General features: G+C 30.7%; 20 protein-coding genes. 17 read left to right on the top strand and 3 right to left on the bottom strand.

Translation table 11 applies throughout. From position 1 onward, the window contains the following. Nucleotides 1-25 precede the first annotated feature (25 nt). A complete protein-coding gene (bamA, locus tag L8V79_RS04805) occupies nt 26-2,242 on the bottom strand; it encodes an outer membrane protein assembly factor BamA (RefSeq protein ID WP_263702712.1) in 2,217 nt (738 codons plus the stop codon). 78 nt (nt 2,243-2,320) lie between these two features. Between bamA and L8V79_RS04800 the strand changes: the two genes are divergently transcribed. From L8V79_RS04800 to ribD, 12 genes are all read left to right on the top strand, one after another. Further along, a complete protein-coding gene (locus tag L8V79_RS04800; RefSeq protein WP_263702711.1) occupies nt 2,321-3,148 on the top strand; it encodes a prephenate dehydrogenase in 828 nt (275 codons plus the stop codon). 73 nt (nt 3,149-3,221) lie between these two features. Next, nucleotides 3,222-4,601: a M23 family metallopeptidase gene (locus L8V79_RS04795; RefSeq protein ID WP_263663565.1), complete on the top strand. Its 1,380-nt coding sequence runs from the start codon at nt 3,222-3,224 to the stop codon at nt 4,599-4,601. A 2-nt stretch (nt 4,602-4,603) separates the two neighbouring features. Then, nucleotides 4,604-5,488: a UDP-3-O-acyl-N-acetylglucosamine deacetylase gene (gene lpxC, locus L8V79_RS04790; protein ID WP_263702708.1), complete on the top strand. Its 885-nt coding sequence runs from the start codon at nt 4,604-4,606 to the stop codon at nt 5,486-5,488. Between the two features lie 41 nt (nt 5,489-5,529). Next, on the top strand, nt 5,530-5,934 hold the full coding sequence (locus tag L8V79_RS04785) for a tRNA threonylcarbamoyladenosine biosynthesis protein TsaB (RefSeq protein ID WP_181801022.1): 405 nt from the start codon (nt 5,530-5,532) through the stop codon (nt 5,932-5,934). An 8-nt stretch (nt 5,935-5,942) separates the two neighbouring features. Next, entirely contained in the window at nt 5,943-6,821 is an 879-nt protein-coding gene (thrB, locus tag L8V79_RS04780; protein ID WP_263702706.1) for a homoserine kinase, read from the top strand. A gap of 24 nt (nt 6,822-6,845) precedes the next feature. Continuing rightward, nucleotides 6,846-7,112, top strand: a complete 267-nt coding sequence (locus L8V79_RS04775; RefSeq protein ID WP_263702704.1) for a DUF448 domain-containing protein — start codon at nt 6,846-6,848, stop codon at nt 7,110-7,112. Continuing rightward, the gene (infB, locus tag L8V79_RS04770) at nt 7,093-9,726 is read left to right on the top strand and encodes a translation initiation factor IF-2 (RefSeq protein WP_263702702.1); all 2,634 of its coding nucleotides are present in this window, start codon (nt 7,093-7,095) and stop codon (nt 9,724-9,726) included. Before L8V79_RS04775 ends, infB begins: the two co-directional genes overlap by 20 nt. Further along, a complete protein-coding gene (gene rbfA / locus L8V79_RS04765; RefSeq protein WP_039617407.1) occupies nt 9,723-10,085 on the top strand; it encodes a 30S ribosome-binding factor RbfA in 363 nt (120 codons plus the stop codon). Before infB ends, rbfA begins: the two co-directional genes overlap by 4 nt. Further along, on the top strand, nt 10,075-10,497 hold the full coding sequence (gene rimP / locus L8V79_RS04760) for a ribosome maturation factor RimP (RefSeq protein WP_263702699.1): 423 nt from the start codon (nt 10,075-10,077) through the stop codon (nt 10,495-10,497). Before rbfA ends, rimP begins: the two co-directional genes overlap by 11 nt. Before the next feature lie 116 nt (nt 10,498-10,613). Beyond that, on the top strand, nt 10,614-12,293 hold the full coding sequence (locus L8V79_RS04755; RefSeq protein WP_263702698.1) for an McrB family protein: 1,680 nt from the start codon (nt 10,614-10,616) through the stop codon (nt 12,291-12,293). Beyond that, nucleotides 12,286-13,668: an McrC family protein gene (locus tag L8V79_RS04750; RefSeq protein WP_263702697.1), complete on the top strand. Its 1,383-nt coding sequence runs from the start codon at nt 12,286-12,288 to the stop codon at nt 13,666-13,668. Before L8V79_RS04755 ends, L8V79_RS04750 begins: the two co-directional genes overlap by 8 nt. A gap of 8 nt (nt 13,669-13,676) precedes the next feature. After that, on the top strand, nt 13,677-14,669 hold the full coding sequence (ribD, locus tag L8V79_RS04745) for a bifunctional diaminohydroxyphosphoribosylaminopyrimidine deaminase/5-amino-6-(5-phosphoribosylamino)uracil reductase RibD (RefSeq protein WP_263702696.1): 993 nt from the start codon (nt 13,677-13,679) through the stop codon (nt 14,667-14,669). Here ribD and sppA read toward each other — a convergent pair. Beyond that, a complete protein-coding gene (sppA, locus tag L8V79_RS04740; protein ID WP_263702694.1) occupies nt 14,666-15,559 on the bottom strand; it encodes a signal peptide peptidase SppA in 894 nt (297 codons plus the stop codon). The two genes, ribD and sppA, sit on opposite strands and share 4 nt — an antisense overlap. Further along, nucleotides 15,547-16,770, bottom strand: a complete 1,224-nt coding sequence (locus L8V79_RS04735) for a metal-dependent hydrolase (RefSeq protein ID WP_263702692.1) — start codon at nt 16,768-16,770, stop codon at nt 15,547-15,549. The genes sppA and L8V79_RS04735 overlap by 13 nt, the downstream gene beginning before the upstream one ends. Nucleotides 16,771-16,858: 88 nt before the next feature. Here L8V79_RS04735 and aroQ point away from each other — a divergent pair, with 88 nt between their 5' ends. Genes aroQ through flhG form a run of 5 tightly spaced genes read left to right on the top strand, consistent with a single transcriptional unit; the run spans nt 16,859 to nt 21,085 of the window. Beyond that, nucleotides 16,859-17,341, top strand: a complete 483-nt coding sequence (gene aroQ / locus L8V79_RS04730; RefSeq protein ID WP_039625266.1) for a type II 3-dehydroquinate dehydratase — start codon at nt 16,859-16,861, stop codon at nt 17,339-17,341. Then, nucleotides 17,338-18,363: a M24 family metallopeptidase gene (locus L8V79_RS04725; protein WP_263702690.1), complete on the top strand. Its 1,026-nt coding sequence runs from the start codon at nt 17,338-17,340 to the stop codon at nt 18,361-18,363. The genes aroQ and L8V79_RS04725 overlap by 4 nt, the downstream gene beginning before the upstream one ends. Nucleotide 18,364: 1 nt before the next feature. Next, complete coding sequence (gene folK / locus L8V79_RS04720; protein ID WP_039617423.1) at nt 18,365-18,838, top strand: 2-amino-4-hydroxy-6-hydroxymethyldihydropteridine diphosphokinase; 474 nt, start codon at nt 18,365-18,367, stop codon at nt 18,836-18,838. A gap of 8 nt (nt 18,839-18,846) precedes the next feature. Beyond that, nucleotides 18,847-20,229 carry a flagellar biosynthesis protein FlhF gene (gene flhF / locus L8V79_RS04715; RefSeq protein WP_039667960.1) on the top strand — a complete coding sequence of 461 codons (1,383 nt, stop codon included), beginning with the start codon at nt 18,847-18,849 and terminating at the stop codon, nt 20,227-20,229. Next, nucleotides 20,222-21,085 carry a P-loop NTPase gene (gene flhG, locus L8V79_RS04710; RefSeq protein ID WP_214118644.1) on the top strand — a complete coding sequence of 288 codons (864 nt, stop codon included), beginning with the start codon at nt 20,222-20,224 and terminating at the stop codon, nt 21,083-21,085. The genes flhF and flhG overlap by 8 nt, the downstream gene beginning before the upstream one ends. Nucleotide 21,086 lies beyond the last annotated feature (1 nt).

Here is a 21,086-nt window from a genome sequence, read left to right as displayed (position 1 = left end):
AAATTATAGCAAGATTTTATTGCTTTTAAAATCTTGCACCCAACATAAACTCAAATTTGCTCAAATCGTCTTTTGAGCTAGTATTAAATGGTTTAGCAAAAACTAAATTTAAAGCACCTAGTGGGGTTAACCACTCAAAGCCAACGCCTGTACTCCATCTTTGAATTTGACTTAAAGAACTCTCTCCTATAGCACCATAATCAAAAAATACACTACCTCTAAGTTTGATTCTATCAAAGATTGGAAAGCTAAGTTCTACAGAATTTGCAAAAGCCACTGTACCACCTGTTTCATCACCCCATTCATTTTTAGGACTCACGCTTCTTCTATCAAAACCTCTAATAGTTCCTATACCACCAAGATATAATTTTTCATTGATAGGTAAATAACCTTGATCCCATACTTTATAAAAACTCGCTTTATAACGATAAATCAAATCCCAACCTATAAACTCTTCCAAGCCTTGATAATAATTAAATTTAGTAGTAGAGCTTATAAATTCTTGATCCCCGCCTAAGCCTGCATATTCAAGCGAAGTTGAGGCGATAAAACCTGATCTTGGCAAATAATAATCATCTGTATTGTTAAACACTATCGAAGGAGTGATGGAACTTTTATAAGTTTTTCCAAGTTTATATCCTTGAGCGATTAAGCGATCACTTAAATGATAAATATCACTTTGTTCAAGATTATAAGTTAAATCTATGCTTGTATATCTTCCTAAAGTTTTACCAACGCTTATGTCAAAACCATAGTTTCTCTCATCATAGCTATCCCATTCTAAACGATCTGAATATAATGATCCTCCAAGAGAATAATCACTATCATTTACTCTAGGATTTCTTAAAGATACTCTACCAGAAAGTGTATCATCGCCTTTGTCTATACTCACACTTCCTTTCATACCAGAGCCTAAGATATTTGCATCAGATAATGAAGCGCTAAGTAAAATTCCATCACTAGTTCCATAGCCAATACCACCTGAAATGGCTCCAGTTGAAGCTTCCTTGACTTCTACTATCAAATCAATATGCGTATCATCTACTCTTTGTTCTTTAATATCTACATTTTCAAAATATGCAGTTCTTCTTAAGGCATTTCTTGAGTCTATTAAATCAGTTCTATTGTAAAGATTACCTTCGGTTAGGTAAAGCTCTCTACGAATAACTCTATCAACTGTTTTGGTATTGCCTGAAATTTCAACATTTCTAACATATACTTTTTCATTAGGTATGACTTTAAAAATAATCATAGCTTCATGATTTTCTTTATCTTTTTGTATATCAGGTATAACTTGTACAAAAGCATAGCCTAAATCTGCTGTTTTAGTTTCTATAGTCTTTATATCTTCTCTTAGTTTTTCTATATTAACTATTTTTCCAACACTTAATTTTAAATCATTTGTCAAAGCTTCATTTTCTTCATCACTAAAAATTGGATTAAAAATTTTAATCCCTTTGACTTTATAAACTTCACCCTCGTTGATAAAATAAGTCAAATCAGCTTGATAAGTATCTGTGTAAGTATTTAAAAAAGCAGGAGATACGCTTACATCAAGATAACCTTCTTTTAAATATACATCTGAAATTCTTGAGCTATCATTTGCTAAATCAAAGATTTTAAGCTTACCATCGTTAAAACCCCACATCCAGCCTAGGGCTTCTCTTTGTTTATTTGCTACCGCAGGTTCAATATCTGAATAGCTTAAATTTTTTGCACCACTTAAATGCACTTTTTCTATGATGATATTTTCCCCACGATTTACAACAAAAGTAAGTTTTAATGAACTTGAATTGCTTAATTTTTCATCTTTGATTTCTACAACAGTATCATAAAAACCTTTGGCCTGATAAAAAAGTTTGATCTTTTCAGCAGCTTCTTTAGCTGAATTTTCATCATATAAAATTCCAGGTTTTAAGCCAACAAGGCTTTCTATTTGTTTTCTATCATTACTTGCTATACCTTGAATATCTATTTTTCCAATGGAAGGTTTTTCTACTACTTTAAAAATCAGCACCCCATTTTTTTCTTCTACTACTATGTCTTTAAAATAATTTCTATCAAAAAGATTTTTAATCGCTGTATCTATACTAGCAGGATCAATTTTTTGTCCTATTTTTAATTTAGAAATCGCAATAGCGCTTTCTTTAGAAAGTTGCGATAAGCCTTCAAATTTTATATCTTTAATCGTAGCTGCACATAAAGAACTTGAGAGTGCAAAGAAAACAAACCATTTTTTCATCAAATCTACCTAAATTTTTATATACAAAATCGTTATAATACCAAAATATTTTTAACTAATGCTTTTTAAGGAAAATTTATGAAAGTAGGTATAATCGGACTTGGCTTAATAGGTGGATCTTTGGGTCTTAGCTTAAGAGAGAATAAATTAATAGATTTAGTTTGTGGATATGATATAAACAAAGAATTTGAGCAAATCGCACTAGAGCGAAAATTAATAGATAAAATTGTTTCTTTTGAAGAATTAAAAAAATGTGATGTGATTTTTTTAGCTATTCCTGTAAGAGCTATTGTAAAAATCTTAAAAGAATTTCAAGGCATTTCTAAAGATTGTACTATCATCGAGCTTGGAAGCACAAAAGAAGAAATTATTAAAAATTTACCTTCTTATTTGAAAAGTCAATTTATCGCAGCTCATCCTATGGCAGGAACTGAAAATAGTGGTCCAAATGCAGCTATAAAAGATTTATATAAAAATGCAGTTTGTGTTTTGTGTGATGTGCAAAATGCTGATCATATCCATCAAAAAAGGGCTATAGAAATTTTTTCAGATTTAGGAATGAAGCTTGTATTTATGGATAGTATTGCGCATGATCATCATGCTTCTATCATTTCACACTTACCGCATGTGATTAGTTTTTCTTTAGCAAATTTTGTGATGAAAGAAGAAAATAAAAAAAATATAGCTCACCTAGGAGGCCCTTCTTTTAAAGATATGTGCAGGATTGCTAAGTCAAACCCTCAAATGTGGAGCGGTATTTTTGAACAAAACAAACAAAATTTATTAAATTCTATTGATTTATTTCAAAAAGAATTACAAGAATGTAAAAAAATGATAGAAAAATGTGATATAAATGAGCTTGAGACTTGGATTAAAAGTGCAAATAAATTAAGAGAAATTCTATAAAATTTTTTATAATTTACTCTTAATTTGCTAAAGAATAATATATTTTTAAAAAATATAGATTGAAAGTGAAAATATGGTTTTTGCGCGTAAAAGATCAAATAAAAAATGGATTTTTGTAGTTTTTTTAATACTTTTAGCCTTTGTGGTGTTTGTTTTAAATACAAAGTTGTTTGAAAAAAATCCTCCGTTGATTCAAACAAAATCAGATGTAATTTATAGTAATTTAACAGATCCTATATCTATAGAAATAAGCGATGAAAGTGCTTTAAAAGATGTTAAAGTCACACTATTTAAGGCAAATGAGTTAAATGGTGAAATACTTGTTAATGAGCATGTTAAAGGCAATAAAAAAAGCATTCATTTTGATTTAAAATTACCAAAACCAGCTTATAAAGAAAAAGTCGATTCATATAAACTTGTAATAGAAGCAAGTGATAGTAGTTTTTGGAATTTCTTTTTAGGAAATCAAGCGCTTAAAGAAGTGAAAGTTATCATTGATACCAAAAAACCACTTGTAGAAATTTTAGACAATTCTTACCAAATCGAACAAGGTGGAGTAGGTAGTGTGGTATTTAAAGCAAGTGATGAGAATTTACAAGAAGTTTATATCACAACCGATAAAGATAAAATTTTTAAAGCAACTCCTTATGTGAAAGAAGGATATTATGCTGCTTTGATTCCTTGGGAGGCGACTGATGAGCACTTTAGAGCTTATGTGGTGGCAGTAGATAAAGCAGGTAATGTAAACAAACAAAGAATTAGATATTATTTTACTAATAAAAAATACCGTGTATCAAATATAAAAGTAAGTGATAGATTTTTAGATGGTAAGATTGAATTTTTAGCACAAAAATATGCTCCAAAAGATAGAGAATTAAGTAGGCTTGAAAAATTTAAATTTGTGAATGAAGATTTAAGAGCTTCTAATGAAGTTATCATTCATGATATTACAAGCAAAGTTCCTGATACTATGATTAATAATTTTAAAGTTAATCTTTTCAAGCCTTTAAAAAATGGCCAAAAAGTAGCTGATTATGCTGATCATAGATTTTATTCTTATAATAATCAAGCTTTTAGTAGCTCTTATCATATGGGGCTTGATTTAGCAAGTATAAAAGAAGCACCTATTATTAGTAATAACGATGGTGAAGTGGTATTTGTACAAGAAAATGGAATTTATGGATTAAATATTATTATTTATCATGGCTTTGGGATTTATACTCTTTATGGACACTGCACTAATGTGGATGTAAATGTGGGTGATAGAGTTAGAGCAGGTGATGTTATAGGTACTACAGGCACTACAGGTTTAGCACTTGGAGATCATGTGCATTTTGGTGTTTTAGTACAAGGAGTTGAAGTGCGTCCTGAGCAATGGCAAGATGCAAAATGGATAAAAGAAAATATCTATAATGTATTAGAGTCAAGCAAAAAAAGAATTTTGAGTGAATAAAAATGAATCAAACAACAATAGCAAAAGAAGTTAAAGGTGTTGGCATAGGTTTACACAAGGGTGAGCCTATTAGTATAAAATTAGAGCCATTAGAAGCTGGCAGTGGTATAGTGTTTTATAGAAGTGATTTGGGAATTTCTTATGAAGCAAAGCCTGAAAATGTCATCGATACGCAAATGGCTACTGTAATAGGCGATCATAGGGGTTATGTTTCTACTATAGAGCATTTAATGAGTGCAATTAATGCTTATGGTATTGACAATGTGCGTATAGTTTTAGATGCTAATGAAGCTCCTGTAATGGATGGTAGTAGTATAGGCTTTTGTATGATGCTTGAAGAAGCAGGCATAAAAGAGCTTGACGTGGCTAAAAAAATTTTAGTGATTAAAAAAATTGTAGAAGTAAAAGAAGGTAATAAATTTGTGCGTTTAAGTCCTACGGATATGCCTATTATAAACTATACAATCGAATTTGATAATCCTATTATAGGTAAGCAAAATTATTGTTTTGAATTTAGCAAACAAAACTACATAGAGCAAATAGCAAGAGCAAGAACCTTTGGCTTTTTAAAGGATGTTCAAGCTTTAAGAGCTATGAATTTAGGTCTTGGTGGAAGCTTAGAAAATGCTGTTGTAATTGATGATAATCGTATTTTAAACCCTGAAGGTTTGCGTTTTAAAGATGAATTTGTGCGTCATAAAATTTTAGATGCCATAGGTGATTTAACCTTGCTTGGATGTAGAGTTTTTGGAGACTATACTTCTTATGCAGGTTCGCACAAACTTAATCATCTTTTAACAAAAGAACTTTTAAAAGATCCTAGTGCTTATGAAGTGGTAAGTTTAGAAAAAAGTGCATATAAAGTTTATGAAAAGGTTTTTGCATAAAAAAGGTTACTTTACTTTTAAATGCCATAGCAAAACCTTTAATGCTTGGTATTTATGAAAATGATGTATTGATAAAAACCATTGAGAACGATTTAAAAGTTAGTGAAGTTTTGCCAAAAATACTGCAAGATTTACTTTCACAATATGAGTTTGAAAAGCTTATTTATGTACATGGACCAGGCTCTTACATGGGTATAAAGATTTCTTATGTTTCTTTTAAAACCCTAGCCATAGTTAAAAATATACCTTTAAAAGCTATTAGCGCTTTTGAGCTAAATAATAACGCTCCTATAGCCGCTAATAAGCATTTGTGTTTTGTAAAAAAAGATGATGAGATTGTTTTAGAAAAGACACAAGCGGGAAGTTTTTTTATGCCCCAAAGTTTAAAAGGTTTAAATTTCAGTAAAGAAAATACACCTTTTTATGTTTTAGATGCGATTAATTAAGGTAAAAAATGAAGATTTTAGTTCCTGCTACAAGTGCAAATTTAGGTCCTGGTTTTGATTGTTTGGGTTTGAGTTTAAAATATTTTAATCAAACCATAGTTGAAAAATCTAAATTTTTTAGCATTAGCATACACGGAGAAGGTGAAAATAATATCTATCTTAAAAAAAATAATAGTTTTGTCAATATTTTTTATGAAATTTATCAAAGACTTAGTGGTAAAAAAGATAATTTCCGCTTTGTTTTTCAAAATAATATCCCTTTAGCTAGAGGCATGGGAAGTTCTTCTGCTGTAATAGTTGGAGCTATTGCTTGTGCCTATGAATTAAGTGGGTTTAAAGCGGATAAAAATACCATTTTAAATGAAGCTTTAAAATATGAAAACCATCCAGATAACATAGCTCCAGCAACACTTGGGGGTTTTGTGTGTGCATTAACTCATAATGAAAAAGTTTTAGCTATAAAAAAAGAAGTAGATAAAGATTTACAAGCTATTATAACCATACCAAATGTAGCGATGAATACTCAAAAATCAAGAGCAGTTTTAGCTAAAAAAATCAACCTAGAAGATAGCATTTTTAATCTTTGTCATGCTTCATTTTTAACTGCTTGTTTTTTAGAGAAAAAATATGATTTATTAAAATATGCAAGTTTGGATAAACTTCATCAAAACCAAAGAATGAAGCTTTTGCCCGAGCTTTTTGAAGTGCAAAAACTAGCTTTAGATAATAATGCTCTCATGAGCACGCTTTCAGGTTCAGGCTCGAGTTTTTTTACTCTAGCTTATAAAGATGATGCTAAACAAATCAAAGAAAAAATCAAAAATAAATTTGCTAAATTTAGAGTTGAGCTTTTAGAATTTGATGATGAGGGCTTTAAAATTTGCTAAAAATTCCAAAAAAAAGATATAATTTTGAAAAATCATATACCCATTAGAATGTGCATTGTTTGCAAAGGTCGTTATGAAAAGCAAAGTTTGCATCAATTTCAAATAAAAAATTCTCAAATTATCACTAAAGTGGAATTTGGTAGGAGTTTATATATTTGTAATTCATGTTTTGAAAAAGATGAAAAAACATTGCAAAGGGCTTTTATGAGAGCTTGCAAAGGCAATTTTCATGGTAATATAAATCAGCAGGATTTAAAGGAGATATTTTTTAATGGCAGATGTAAAGATTAGCGAGATCGCTCAAGAGTTAGGATATACAAGTAAAGAAATTATAGAAAAAGCTAATGAAATGGGCTTAGAAGATATCAAATCCCCTAATAAAAAAGTATCTTCTGAAATCGCAGAAGCGATTTATCAATACGTTCAATCCGGTGAAATACTAGATGTGGTAAAAAAAGTAGCCAAACCTAAAAAAGAAAGTGCAGCAAAAAAAACTACTAAAAAAGAAGAAAGTAAAAAAGAAGAGAAAAAAACTACTACCAAAAAAGAAAGTAAAAGCTCTGCTAAAGTAGTAAGTGAAAAAAAAGATGAAATAAAAAAAGAAGAAAAACAACCTGAAAATCCTATAAAAAATGAAGTATTAGAAGAAAAAAAAGAAGAAATTAAACTCGATGAAAAGCTAGGTTCTAATTTAAATTTAGCCAAAAGAAGAGGCTTGGTCATCGTTAAAAAGAAAAAAGAAGAAAGCAAAGAAACTCAAATAAACAAAGAAGAAAAACTTAGTACACAAACTACTCAAGGTTTAAGCCTTAGTATGATTTTTTCAAATTCAGATGAGAATTTAAAAAGAAAGAAAAAAGAAAAGAAAAATCATCCTGTAGCAAGCAAAAAAGAAAGCACTACTAAAATGGATCTTTTAGGAGATAAAGACTTTGCTGATATCTCTTTAGAAGATGATGATATGGTAGTTTTACCTGATTTTAGTGTAAAAGAAAACAAACCAGCACAACCAGCAAACAAAAAACAACCAAATATCTTAAAGCAATCTTTAAATAATTCTATCAATCCATTTGGCGAGGGTGGTATACAAAGAAGAAGTCGTAAAAAACCACCTAAAAAGGTAGAAAAAAAAGAAAGTGAAGCGATCACAAGTGTAAGTATACCTAAAGAAATTCGTGTGTATGAATTTGCTGAAAAACTTGGTAAAAACACCGGAGAAGTTATCTCTAAACTTTTTATGCTTGGTATGATGACGACTAAAAATGACTTTTTAGATGAGGATGCTATAGAAATTCTTGCAGCTGAATTTGGCGTGGAGATTAATATCATTGATGAAGCTGATGAGTTTGATTATGTAAAAGATTATGATGAAAATCAAACAGAAGAGAATTTAAGCCAAAGAGCCCCGGTTATCACTATCATGGGGCATGTGGATCATGGTAAAACTTCTTTACTTGATTATATAAGAAAATCACGCATTGTAAGTGGCGAAGCAGGCGGGATCACTCAGCATGTGGGCGCTTATATGGTGGAAAAAAATGGTAGAAAAATCACTTTTATCGATACTCCAGGCCATGAGGCATTTACTGCTATGCGTGCAAGGGGAGCTAGTATAACGGATATTGTTATTATCGTAGTAGCTGCAGATGATGGGGTAAAACCACAAACTAAAGAAGCGATCAATCATGCAAAAGCAGCTAATGTGCCTATCATCATTGCTATTAATAAAATGGATAAAGAAAACGCAAATCCTGACATGGTAAAAACCCAGCTAGCAGAAATGGATATCATGCCAGTAGAATGGGGTGGAAGCCATGAGTTTGTGCCAGTTTCAGCTAAAAAGGGTGATGGTATAGAGGATTTACTTGAAATTGTATTATTACAAGCTGATATTTTAGAGCTTAAGGCAAATCCAAAAGCTCATGCTAAAGCAAGTATTATAGAATCTTCGGTTCAAAAAGGTAGAGGTCCTGTGGCTACTATCATCGTGCAAAATGGTACTTTAAGAGTGGGAAATACTGTCGTAGCAGGGGAAGCTTATGGTAAAGTGCGTGCTATGAGTGATGATCAAGGCAAAGCTTTAAAAGAAATAGGCCCAGGTGAGTGCGGAGTGATCATAGGTCTTAGTGAAGTAGCTGATGCAGGAGAAACGCTAATAGCTGTAGATAGCGATAAACAAGCAAGAGAATACGCTAATAAACGCCATGAATACAACCGCCAAAAAGAACTAAGCAAATCCACTAAAGTAAGCATAGATGAGCTTGGTGCAAAAATCAAAGAAGGCAATTTAAAAGCCCTTCCTGTGATCTTAAAAGCAGATGTGCAAGGTTCACTTGAAGCGATTAAAGCTAGTTTAGAAAAACTCAAAAACGATGAGATCAAGGTTAATATCATCCATAGTGGGGTAGGTGGGATTACTCAAAGTGATATAGAGCTTGCAAGTGCTAGTGAAAACTCTATCGTTTTAGGCTTTAATATACGCCCAACTGGTGAGATCAAAGAACGCGCTAAAGATAAAGGCGTAGAGATAAAAACTTATAATGTTATTTACAATTTGCTTGATGATGTAAAAGCCTTACTAGGCGGTATGATGAGTCCTATCATCTCTGAAGAACAACTTGGTCAAGCTGAAATTCGCCAAGTGATCAATGTACCAAAACTAGGCCAAATCGCAGGTTGTATGGTAACAGAAGGCACGATCAATCGTGGTGCGAAAATCAGACTCATTAGAGATGGGGTTGTGGTATTTGAAGGCAATGTAAGCTCGCTCAAACGCTTTAAAGATGATGTAAGAGAAGTTGCAAAAGGCTATGAATGCGGTGTAGGCATAGAAGGTTGTAATGATATGAGAGTGGGGGATTATATAGAAAGTTACAAAGAAGTTGAGGAACAAGTAAGCCTATGAACCCAGCTGAAATCAAAAAGCTACGCACAGAAAGCATTTTAAAAGAGCTTATACCAGAAGCTTTAGCAAATTTAGACAACGAAGCTTTAAAAAATTTGTGCGTAGTGGATGTAGAGTGCAAAAAAGGCAGATATGATGCTTTTGTGTATTTAGATAAAATGTTTTTTAATACCCAAGAGCAAGAAATCATACTCAATCAACTTAAAAAAGCCGCCCGTGCTTTGCAAAATTACTGCATGAGTGAGCAAGGGTGGTATAGATGTCCGAATTTTCACTTTAAATTTGATGATAGATTAGAGTATCAAAACCACATGGATGCTTTATTTGAAAAAATCAAAAAGGAACAAAATGAATCTTGAAGCACTTTGTAAAGAAGCAGGGCTTAGCTTTTATGATGATGAGCTAGTAAGTGAAAATGGTAGAAAGATTTATAGAATTTATGTGCAAAAAGAAGGTGGGGTAAATCTTGATGATTGTGCTAGGCTTAGTGAGATTTTATCGCCTATTTTTGATGTAGAGCCACCTGTGAGTGGGGAGTATTTTTTAGAAGTATCAAGCTGTGGGCTTGAGAGAAAACTTAGTAAAATCGGGCATTTTGCAAAAAGCATTAACGAACTTGTAAAAATCACAACTAATGAAAAAGAAAAAATCGAAGCAAAAATCATCGCCGTAGATGATGAAAATATCACTTTAGAAAATTTAGAAACTCAAGAAAAAACTACTATAAATTTTAGCGACATAAGAAAAGCTAAAACTTTCATACAATGGTAAAAAATTAGAATTCTAAATTTTTACCAAATTAATATATTATAATCTATTGTATAAACTACATTTTTTCAATTGTCTATAAATAGACATGATGTTTAGTTTTTAATTAAGGAGTGATAATGACCACGGAAGAACTAGGCTTAAAATTAAAGGATATGTATGAAAATGCACCCAAAGGAAATAAAGTTACTTATATTCATTATTTTGGCATTATATTTGCAGAAGAAATTAGAAAAAATAGTCTCAATGAAATTGTTAAATATGCAAATATATCTAAAAGCTATGTAGCTGAAATAGCAAAGGCTATTTCTTTAGCTGATGTGTTAAATCAAAATAATATAATTCAATATAATCACAATAGTTATAAAAATAAAGAAAATCAAAATCCACCTTTAAATCAAATTCTTTATGGGCCTCCAGGGACAGGAAAAACTTATCAAACGATAGATAAGGCTTTAGAGATTATATCAAAAGAAGAAAAAATACAAATTCCAAGCAAAGATGATAGAGCAAATAGAAAAAAGTTATTTGATGAATATGTAAAAAAAGGGCGAATAGTTTTTACTACTTTTCATCAAAGCTATGGATATGAAGAATTTATAGAAGGTATAAAGCCTGATATCGATAACGCAGCGGAAAATTCTCAAGAAGTAAATTATAAAATAGAAAAGGGAGTTTTTAAAGAACTTTGTGAAAAAGCTTTAGATAATTATGAGAATAGTATCTTAAATGCAGATGAGTTAAATAAAAAAATAGAATTAAAGGAAAAAGTTGAAAATTTTTTAAATTGGCTTTTGGAAACAAATGAGCCTATTAGTAAAACAAAGGGTGGAAATTTCTTTGTTGTTGATATCAATGATAAAACGGTTATGATTTATAGTGAAGGAGTAGAGAGATTTGATGGAAATTTTAATTTAAGTATATCTATATTTATGGAATTATTAAAACATCATGATGAATTTAATAATGCTGCTGAAATGTTTAAAAAAGTATTTGATAGAGATTATGCCGATAGAACTCATACTTATTATTTTAATTTAGTGAAAAAATTTAAAGCATATGAAAAACAATCAACTGTAAAGAATGAAAATAAGAAAAACAATGATAATTCTTTAAAACCTTACATAATCATCATAGATGAGATTAATCGTGGTAATGTAAGTAAAATTTTTGGTGAGCTTATAACCTTGATAGAGCCTAGCAAAAGGATAGGTGAAGAAGAGGAAATAAAAGTAAAATTACCTTATAGTGGTAAAGATTTTGGAGTGCCTAAAAATGTTTATATCATAGGCACTATGAATACGGCTGATAGAAGTATAACTTCACTTGATACAGCATTAAGAAGACGTTTTGAATTTATCGAGATGATGCCTGATGTTGAAGAGTTAGAAAAATCAAAATATAAAGATGTAAATTTAAAAAAATTATTAGAAGCTATAAATACTCGCATAGAATACTTGCTAGATAGAGAAAAGACTATAGGACATGCATTTTTTATAGGTATTGATAGTTTAGATGACTTAAAAAAAGTTTTTCAAAATAAAATCATCCCACTATTACAAGAGTACTTTTACAATGATTATGCTTTGATAAATGCAGTTTTAAATGATAATGGTATGATTTTTGAAGATAAAAAAGATGATAAATATCTTCAAAAAAAGAATTTATATAATGTTGATAATGAGAGAAATATTTATAGTATCGCTCCATTTGATGATGAAATTTGGAACGATATAAAAACATATCAAGCAATATATGATGATAAAATAACAAATAAAACAAAAAACGAAAATGAATAACACCTTTTCTATCATCGAATACCAAGATTTTTCTAAAGAAGATTTAAAAGAAATTTTCAAAGAAAAAGCTGAAATATTTTATAAAGAGCTAGAAGACTTCGCAAAAAACAATGAAAGTCTTCTAGGCTTTAAAAGTAAAAACGCCTTAAAAGCTAAAAATTATGTCGGCATTATACAGACTAAAAGCGGTGTTTTAGAAATTTTGCCAAAATGCACAAATTTGGATAGCTATAAAGAAAAAAAAGATAAATCTTTGAAAGTTTCAAAGAGCAAGTTAAATTATGCCTATACAATAAGCAATGGTAATAAATTATATACTAATTTTAGCTATTTTCAAGAATATAAAATTGTGAAAAACATTAAAGTAAAAAAATGGTATAGTATAAAAGAGATAAATTTCAACCCCAAAAATCTTTTAATTAACATGCTAACAACCTTAAAAAATTTCCCTTTTAAAAAATCTCAAATTTCATCTTTACAAATTGCTAAAATGCCTTTGTTTGAAGTATTTATCGCGATGTTTTTAGATGAATTTGATAGTGTGTATAAAAAAGGTTTGATGAGATCTTATGTATGTAGCGAAGAAAACAGAACTTTTTTAAAAGGAAAATTACTTTTTAATGAGCATATAAAATCAAATTTAATACACAAAGAAAGATTTTTCACAAGTAGCGATGAGTTTGTTTTAGACATAGCTCCAAATCGCTTGATAAAATCAACGCTAAATTTTTTAAAATCCAAAACAAGCTTGAATAAATTTAAAATCATCAAAGCTATGCAAATGCTTGATGAGGTAGAATTTTCTAAAAATTATGAAAAAGATTTTAGTTTTAAAATTTCAAGACATTTTGATTATTATGAAAATATACTTTCTTGGTGTAAGGTATTTTTACAAAATCAAAGCTTTGCTCCATATAAAGGCAAAAACGAAGCTTTTGCTTTGCTTTTTCCTATGGAAAAACTTTTTGAAAACTATGTAGCTTATATGTTTAAACTTGCTAATCCTAGTGAAAATATAAAAACCCAAAGTAGTGGAAAGTATCTAATCTCAAAAAATGATGAAAAATGTTTTATGTTAAAGCCTGATTTATATATAGAAAATAAAATGATCTTAGATACCAAATGGAAAATTCCAGATGATAACGAAGATGAGAAAAAGCATGGCATATCGCAAAGCGATTTATACCAAATGTTTGCTTATGCAAATAAATACGAGATAAAAGAAATTTATCTTATTTATCCTCTATGTGAGAGAACTTTTGACTTAAGAGAGAAATTAAAAACTAAAGATATTGAGTTTTTAGCACAAGGTTTTTTAAAAGCTTGCGATGAACATGTAAAGCTTAAGGTATTTTTCGCACCTTTACCTTTTTAGGAAGTAACATGAATCACGAATTTTATATGAATTTAGCCATAGATGAAGCTTGGAAATATCAGCTTTTAACCTACCCAAATCCAGCCGTAGGCTGTGTGATCTTAGATAAAAATGGCAAAATTTTAAGCATAGAAGCACACAAAGAAGTAGGTAAGGCTCATGCAGAGCTTGAAGCAGTGAGTAAAGCCTTAAAAGTGCTTAATCCAAATTTAGATTTACCCCAAAATGCAAATGATTTGCATGAGTTTATTTGTCAAAATCATCAAGGGTTATTAAAAGGCGCTAGTGCTTATGTGAGTTTAGAACCTTGTAATCATCAGGGCAAAACTCCACCTTGTGCGAAACTTTTTAGCGCACTTGGTTTTAGTGAAGTTTTTATCGCTACTAAGGATGAGCATAAGCTTGCAAGTGGTGGAGCAGAGTTTTTAAAAGATCAAGGCATAAAAGTTCACATGGGAATTTGCGAGCAAAGAGCCAAAGAGCTTTTAAAACCTTTTTTAAAATGGCAAAAGTCAAGCTTTAAATTTTTTAAACTAGCCCTTTCTTTAAACGGCTCTGCTTATGGTAAAATCGTAAGTTCTAAAGCAAGTAGAACCTATGCTCATGCATTACGCTCAAAGCTTGATTTACTTGTAGTAGGTGGAGAAACTATAAGGCATGATAGGCCTATTTTAGATGCAAGGTTAGTTCAGGCTAAAGCACCAAATTTATGCATACTAAGCCGTCAAAATTTAGAAAGTTTTGATCCAAACATTCCTTTATTTAGCGTAGCTGAAAGAGAAATTTTTACAAGCATTCCTAGCAAAGCAAAGTTTATCATGTATGAGGGCGGGGAGAATTTTTTAAAAGCCTTTAAAGATGAGTTAGATATGCTTTTGATTTTTTCAAGCTCAAATTTAAATACCTTTGAAAATGTTAAGTTAGATTTAAAACTAAAGCCTTTATATAAAGGCTTTTTAGAAAATGATACTTATGGATTTTATGAGATTATTAAATCTTAATAAATTTTTTGTGAGCTTACTTGTGTGAAAAATCGTGCTAAAGTGTTAGCAAAAAAGCTAGCGCTTTGCTCTTCTAATCGTTTTAAAAATTTATCTATGGCATCTTCTTTTTGCCAGATAGGGTTTTGTACTTTGGCTAGTTTTTCTAGCTCTTTTTTGGCTTGCTCATAATTGCCTATTTTATCAATGAGTTTTAATTTTAAAGCCTCATTTGCTAAAAATACTTTCGCATCAGCCCATGAGTTTGTTTGATTTAAGTCTAATTTACGATTTTTAGCTACAAATTGCGTGAAAAGCTCATAGCTTTGATTGGCTAAATTTTGCAAAAAGTCTTTTTCATCTTCACTCCATTTACGCATGAAAGTTCCCGCTTCTTTGTAATTTCCTGCTTTGATAGTTTGCTCATTTATACCAAGTTTTTGTGCAAGCTCGCTTACTTCAAAGCCTTGCATGATTACCCCGATAGATCCTACAAAGCTAGCAGGATTAGCGATGATCATATCAGCTCCTACTGCACTTAAGTAGCTTCCACTTGCTATAGTTCCACCTGCATAGACTACCACAGGTTTTTTAGCTTTAAGATCTTGTATGGCTAAAGCTATTTCCATACTTGGCGCAAAAGCCCCACCAGGGCTATCTATAAAAAGCAAAACCCCTTTTATAGCTTTATCATCTTTGACTTTGTAAATTTGTTCTAAAAGATTGCTCGCATCGCTAATTTCACCTTTAAGATTAATTTGAGCTAAGTTTGCATTAGAAAGCTTGGCATTATCCCCGCTTGGAGTAAGGATCAAAAACACGATAAACAAAAACACAAAGGTTTTAAAATAAGTGTTGATATAAGAGATGATTTTTCCAATTCCTTTAAAAAATGATTTTATAATTTGCATTCTTTTCCTTCTATAAAAAGTTTTAACACTTCTTTGCTTTGTAAGATAAATTGCAAAGGAAGTTGTTTTAAATTTACACTATTTGGTAAAGCAAAAAGGCTAAAATCAGCGATTTTGCCTTTTTGAATTTGGCCTAGGTTTAAATTTAAAGCTTTTGCGGCTTTGTTTGTTGCCATTAAAAGCAATATTTTAGCAAAATTTTCTAACTCAAAATCATCATGTATAAGTAAATTTGCTCTCATTTCATCAAGCATACTTAAAGAAGTATTTGAACTCAAACCATCAGTTCCTAGATGGATATTAACACCATTTTTTAAAGCAGATTTTAATTTAAAAGTATTTTTACTCAAAAGTCTGTTTGAAAAAACACAATGCGTGATCGAGTGTAAATTTTTATCTAATAAATCCCATTCTTTAAAATACACACAATGAGTAAATAAAGTCCTTTGATCTTTAAAAAGTTCTAAAAAACTTTGTGGAGTGTAAAATGGCATAGGATTTTTACTAAATTTAGCCAAGCTCTTTTTAAAACCACCTTTTTTAAACCTTAGCCAGTTGTTTTCATGATTACTTTCAAGAAAATGTGTGCTTAGTAAATGATTATTTTCTCTAGCAAGTTTTATAGCAAATTTGGCAAGTTCTGGGTGGGTTGAGTAGGGTGCATGCACTGAAATAGCAGGGATAAATTTAGAAGTTTTAAAACTCATGCTTTTTTCATAACGAGTTAAAAATTCCTCTTTTTTTGCTTGGATAAAATTTTCATTTGAGCCTAAAATTTCATTAAAAAATACCACTCTAGCTTGTGAATTGACACAAGGGTTTAAATCATTCCCAAAACTTGAAATTTCTCCTATGGTAGCAGTGCCACTTTTTAGCATTTTATGGATATTTTGTGAGATTAATTTTTCTTTGGCTTTTTCGTTTAATTGCTCGCGGTTATTAAAAACGCTATCAAGCCATTTTAAAAAGTCCCCAAAGACTAAATTTCCATTATTTGCACTAAATTCTAAATGCGTGTGTGGATTGATAAAAGCAGGTAAAAGTAAGGTATCTTTTGGAGTTGGTATAAGCTTAGCTTGCGGGTAGGATTTTTGTAAATTTTCTAAGCTATCAATTTCTAAAATATTATCATCAAAAAGAACTGCTTTGTCTTCTAAAATATTAAAATCATCATTGCAAGTTAAGATGATTTTAGGTGCTATTATAAACATTTTACCTCCTTTAAAAAGGGAAATTGTAGCTAAAATTTAGCTTTAAAATGCTATAATATAGTAAATTTTACTAAATAAAGGTTAGATTATGAAAGTTATGGTGATACAAGGACCAAACATCAATATGCTTGGTGTGAGAGAAACTCATATTTATGGCAATATGAAAATGGAAGATATCCATGAGCAAATGAAACAAGCTGCAAAACAAGCTAATGTAGAGATTGAGTTTTTTCAAAGTAATTTTGAAGGTGAGTTAGTTGATAAAATTCAAGAATGCTTAGGCAGTGTAGATGGGGTGATTATTAATGCAGCTGCTTATGCACACACTTCTATAGCAATCCGCGATGCGATCGCAGCGATTAATATGCCTGTGATTGAAGTGCATATTAGTAATACTTATAGAAGAGAAGAATTCAGACAAAAAAGCATGATAGCACCAGTTTGTGCAGGTAGCGTGGTAGGTTTTGGTCCTTTTGGTTATCATATGGCTTTAATGGGACTTTTCCAAATTTTTGATCAAATCAATGCATATAAAGCAGCTCAAGCAAAAGCACAACAAGCAAATCAATGAATTTTATCTTAAAAAACGAAAATGCACTTTTTTATGAGTGTGGCTATTCTTGCGATAATGCTTTGTTTTTAAAACTTGAAGATCAAGCTTTTTTTATCACTGATGCAAGATATAGCTTTGAAGCTAGTGAAATGATAAAAAATACTAAGGTGGTTTTAGCACAAGATCTTTTTGCTAGTGCTAGAGAGCTTTTAGAAAAAGCAGAAATTGATAGGGTGAGTTTTGACCCAAAAGACTTTAGTTATTTTGAATTTAAAGAACTTAGTAAAAGTGCAAATATCGTTTTTGAAGAAAAATTAGACTTGAGTAAAAACAAACGCATTATAAAAAATGCCAAGGAATTGCAACTTTTGCAAAAGGCTGTAAATTTTGGTAAAGAATGTTTTGAAGAATTTGCTAAATTTATCAGCCAAGAAGGTTATGGAAAAAGCGAAAAAGAATTACATTTTAAAGCATGTGAAATTTTTCAAAAAAAAGGCGCTTTAGGACTTTCTTTTTCACCTATTGTAGCTATTAACGAAAATGCGGCTAAGGCACACGCTTTACCTAGTGATAAATGTTTAGAATATGGAGATTTGTTATTAGTTGATGCGGGTGTAGTTTATCAAAGGTATTGTTCTGATCGTACAAGAACGGCTTGTTTTGATGAGAGTGGCATAGTTTTTGATAAAAATAAGCCAAATTTTAAAGATAAAGAAATTATGCAAATTTATGAAGTGGTCAAGCAAGCTCAGCTTCAAGCCATAGAAAAAGCACGCGTTGGTATGAGATCAAGTGAGCTTGATTTTATCGCAAGAGAAGTGATTAAAAACGCAGGTTTTGAAAAAGAATTTATTCATAGTTTAGGACATGGAGTGGGGCTTGATATACATGAGCTGCCAAACATTAGCCCAAGAAGTGATTATGAGCTAAAAGAGGGTATGGTATTTACCATTGAACCTGGAATTTATATCAAAGATAAACTTGGTATTAGGATAGAAGACATGGTCTATCTTGATAAAGAAAAGGCAGTGGTGTTATAATTTGCTAATTAAAGGAGCTAGAAGGTTAGAAAAAATTCGTTTTTTTCCTTTTTATTCAAAGGCAGATAAAAAAGGAAAATACATAGCCATTATAGGACTTGGAAGCAATATAGAAGATGAAAAAAAACGCTTTCGGAGTTTATTTAGGCTTTTAATGCAAGATAAACGCTTGCAAGTATTGCAAACATCGCCATTTTTGATTAATAAAGCTTTTGGCTTTGAAGAACAAAAAGACTTTACTAATGCAGTGATGGTTGTAAGTACAAGTTTGCATGCAAGAGCACTTTTAAAAGTTTTGTTTTTTTATGAGTTTAAATTCAAAAGAAAAAGAACTTTTAAAAATGCTCCTAGAACGCTTGATTTGGATTTGTTGTATTTTTCAAAAAAAGCGCGTAAAGATGAGTATTGCACAGTGCCTCATGTGGGGGTAAATGATAGAATTAGTGTAACTTTGCCTTTGGGCTTGTTAAGATAAGGAAAAATATGGGACAATTGATTCATACTTTTACAGTTGAAAGCACAGATGAGATTATACCTAAGGTTAAGCAAGATTATGGCGATAAGGCTTTGATAGTAACTAATAAGCAAATTCGTCCAAAAACTATCAATCAAAAACCTTTATACGAGGTTATAGTAGCGATTGAAGAAGCTGATTATGAAGAGCATTTAAAACAAAATAATTTACCTATGCCACCAAAGAAAAAACCAAACACAGCAAGTTTTCCTGAGGCTAAAATTCAAGCACCAAAACTTGAAGATGAAAAAAAAGAAGAAGATGTAGTGCTTGATTTTTCTTCAAAAGCTAAGCAAAAACCTATTAATCCTTATTTAAATACAAGCAAAAAAGATGATAATTTTTTAAATTTAAAAAATAAACTTTCTCAGGTTAGTTCAGAAATTAGCAAGGTTTCAAACTATCAAGATTTTTCTATGCCAAATCCAAATTATGATAAAAAAATTGAAGCCTTTGAAAAACAAATGAATAAGCTTAATGATAAAATGAATTTGCTTGTGGATATGATGTGGGATGATAAGGCAGATTTACGTAAAGAACTAGCTATACCACCTGAGTTTGCAAGTATTTATAAGCAAGCTAAGGCAAGTGGTATGCAAGAAGCGCATTTAGAAGCTATTATGAAGGCGACTATTGAAAATATGCCAAGCACTATGAAAGCAAATCAAGAAGCAGTGCAAAGGTATTTTTACTCACTTTTGCGTAATATGCTTCCATGTCGTTTAGAAAGTGAAATTAAAAAACAAAAAATCATGATGTTAGTAGGCCCAACGGGAGTGGGTAAAACTACTACTTTAGCTAAACTTGCTTTTCGCTATGCTTATGGAGATAGACGCTATAAAACCGGTATTATAACTCTTGACACTTATAGAATAGGTGCGGTAGAGCAACTTTTTCAATATGCTAAGATGATGAAACTTCCTATTATTGATAGTATAGAGCCAAATGACTTAGATGATGCGATTAGAAGTTTAAATACTTGTGAGGTTATTTTAGTAGATACAACCGGAAATTCACAGTATGATAAAGCAAAACTTGAAAAAACAAAAGAATTTTTATCGCATTCTAATGCGCAAATTGATGTAAATTTGGTACTTTCAGCAAATACAAAATATGAAGATTTATTAGAAACTTATAATAATTTTTCATTTTTAAATATAGACACTTTAATCATTACCAAATTTGATGAAACAAAAGTATTTGGAAATGTATTTTCTTTACTTTATGAAACTAGCACTCCGATGAGCTTTTTTTCCATAGGTCAAGAAGTGCCTGATGATATAGAAGTGGCTAATAGTGACTTTTTAGTGCGTTGTGTGTTAGAAGGTTTTAGAAGGGATGAAAATGAGTAATCAAGCAGAAAAATTAAAAGATCTAGTAAAAAATGAAAACTCAAATGTAAAACATACTCATTTTATCGCAGTTACTAGCGGTAAAGGTGGGGTTGGAAAAAGTACTTTTAGTGCAAATTTGGGCAACATCCTAGCTAAAAATGGTTATAAAGTAGGGCTTTTTGATGCAGATATAGGGCTTGCAAATTTAGATGTGATTTTAAATGTGCGTGTGGAAAAAAACCTTTTGCATGTTTTAAAGGGTGAGTGCTCGCTAGAAGATATTTTAATAGAAGTAAAACCAAATTTATGGCTTATCCCAGGTGAAAGTGGCGATGAAATTTTAAAATATAATGATAAAAATATTTATGAGAGATTTTTAAATCAAACAAGTATTTTAGATGATTTAGACTTTTTAATCATTGATACAGGAGCAGGTATAGGTGGTAATATAGGAAATTTCTTAGAAATGTCTGATGAGGTTATTGTCATCACTGTGCCTGACCCTGCTGCGATTACTGATGCTTATGCTACTATAAAAACCACTTCAAAAACTAAAGAAAATTTATTAATGGTGTTTAATGTTGTAAAAAATGAAAATGAAGCTTTGAGAATTTTTGATAATATTAAAAAAGTAGCAGATATTAACATTAAGCATAGTTTAAATTTAGAATTTTTAGGATTTTTAGGTCAAAGTAAAGATATTAGTTCTAGTATTAAAAAAAGAACTTTATTTAGTGATGATGACACTAATGCAAGTGATGAGCTAAAAACCATAGCTTCTAAGCTTTTATATAGGTTGGAACAAAAAGTGCTTAATAATGTGGGAGATAAAAGCATTATGAGTTTTTTCAAAAAGCTTTTGGATCGTTTTTAGA

Origin of the sequence: Campylobacter sp. IFREMER_LSEM_CL2194 (assembly GCF_025771685.1) — a bacterium.
Classification (GTDB): Bacteria; Campylobacterota; Campylobacteria; order Campylobacterales; family Campylobacteraceae; genus Campylobacter_D.
The sequence above is the reverse complement of the archived record's forward strand: the minus strand, read 5'-3'. Positions and strand labels throughout refer to the sequence as shown.

What these genes read in the sequence shown, in the direction of transcription:
- lpxC (WP_263702708.1), top strand. Translation starts at nt 4,604, where the DNA reads ATGAATCAAACAACAATAGCAAAAGAAGTTAAAGGTGTTGGCATAGGT.
- rimP (WP_263702699.1), top strand. Translation starts at nt 10,075, where the DNA reads ATGAATCTTGAAGCACTTTGTAAAGAAGCAGGGCTTAGCTTTTATGAT.
- sppA (WP_263702694.1), bottom strand. Translation starts at nt 15,559, where the DNA reads ATGCAAATTATAAAATCATTTTTTAAAGGAATTGGAAAAATCATCTCT.
- ribD (WP_263702696.1), top strand. Translation starts at nt 13,677, where the DNA reads ATGAATCACGAATTTTATATGAATTTAGCCATAGATGAAGCTTGGAAA.
- flhF (WP_039667960.1), top strand. Translation starts at nt 18,847, where the DNA reads ATGGGACAATTGATTCATACTTTTACAGTTGAAAGCACAGATGAGATT.
- L8V79_RS04735 (WP_263702692.1), bottom strand. Translation starts at nt 16,770, where the DNA reads ATGTTTATAATAGCACCTAAAATCATCTTAACTTGCAATGATGATTTT.
- flhG (WP_214118644.1), top strand. Translation starts at nt 20,222, where the DNA reads ATGAGTAATCAAGCAGAAAAATTAAAAGATCTAGTAAAAAATGAAAAC.
- L8V79_RS04795 (WP_263663565.1), top strand. Translation starts at nt 3,222, where the DNA reads ATGGTTTTTGCGCGTAAAAGATCAAATAAAAAATGGATTTTTGTAGTT.
- rbfA (WP_039617407.1), top strand. Translation starts at nt 9,723, where the DNA reads ATGAACCCAGCTGAAATCAAAAAGCTACGCACAGAAAGCATTTTAAAA.
- bamA (WP_263702712.1), bottom strand. Translation starts at nt 2,242, where the DNA reads ATGAAAAAATGGTTTGTTTTCTTTGCACTCTCAAGTTCTTTATGTGCA.
- L8V79_RS04785 (WP_181801022.1), top strand. Translation starts at nt 5,530, where the DNA reads ATGCTTGGTATTTATGAAAATGATGTATTGATAAAAACCATTGAGAAC.
- L8V79_RS04755 (WP_263702698.1), top strand. Translation starts at nt 10,614, where the DNA reads ATGACCACGGAAGAACTAGGCTTAAAATTAAAGGATATGTATGAAAAT.
- L8V79_RS04725 (WP_263702690.1), top strand. Translation starts at nt 17,338, where the DNA reads ATGAATTTTATCTTAAAAAACGAAAATGCACTTTTTTATGAGTGTGGC.
- L8V79_RS04750 (WP_263702697.1), top strand. Translation starts at nt 12,286, where the DNA reads ATGAATAACACCTTTTCTATCATCGAATACCAAGATTTTTCTAAAGAA.
- L8V79_RS04800 (WP_263702711.1), top strand. Translation starts at nt 2,321, where the DNA reads ATGAAAGTAGGTATAATCGGACTTGGCTTAATAGGTGGATCTTTGGGT.
- thrB (WP_263702706.1), top strand. Translation starts at nt 5,943, where the DNA reads ATGAAGATTTTAGTTCCTGCTACAAGTGCAAATTTAGGTCCTGGTTTT.
- infB (WP_263702702.1), top strand. Translation starts at nt 7,093, where the DNA reads ATGGCAGATGTAAAGATTAGCGAGATCGCTCAAGAGTTAGGATATACA.
- aroQ (WP_039625266.1), top strand. Translation starts at nt 16,859, where the DNA reads ATGAAAGTTATGGTGATACAAGGACCAAACATCAATATGCTTGGTGTG.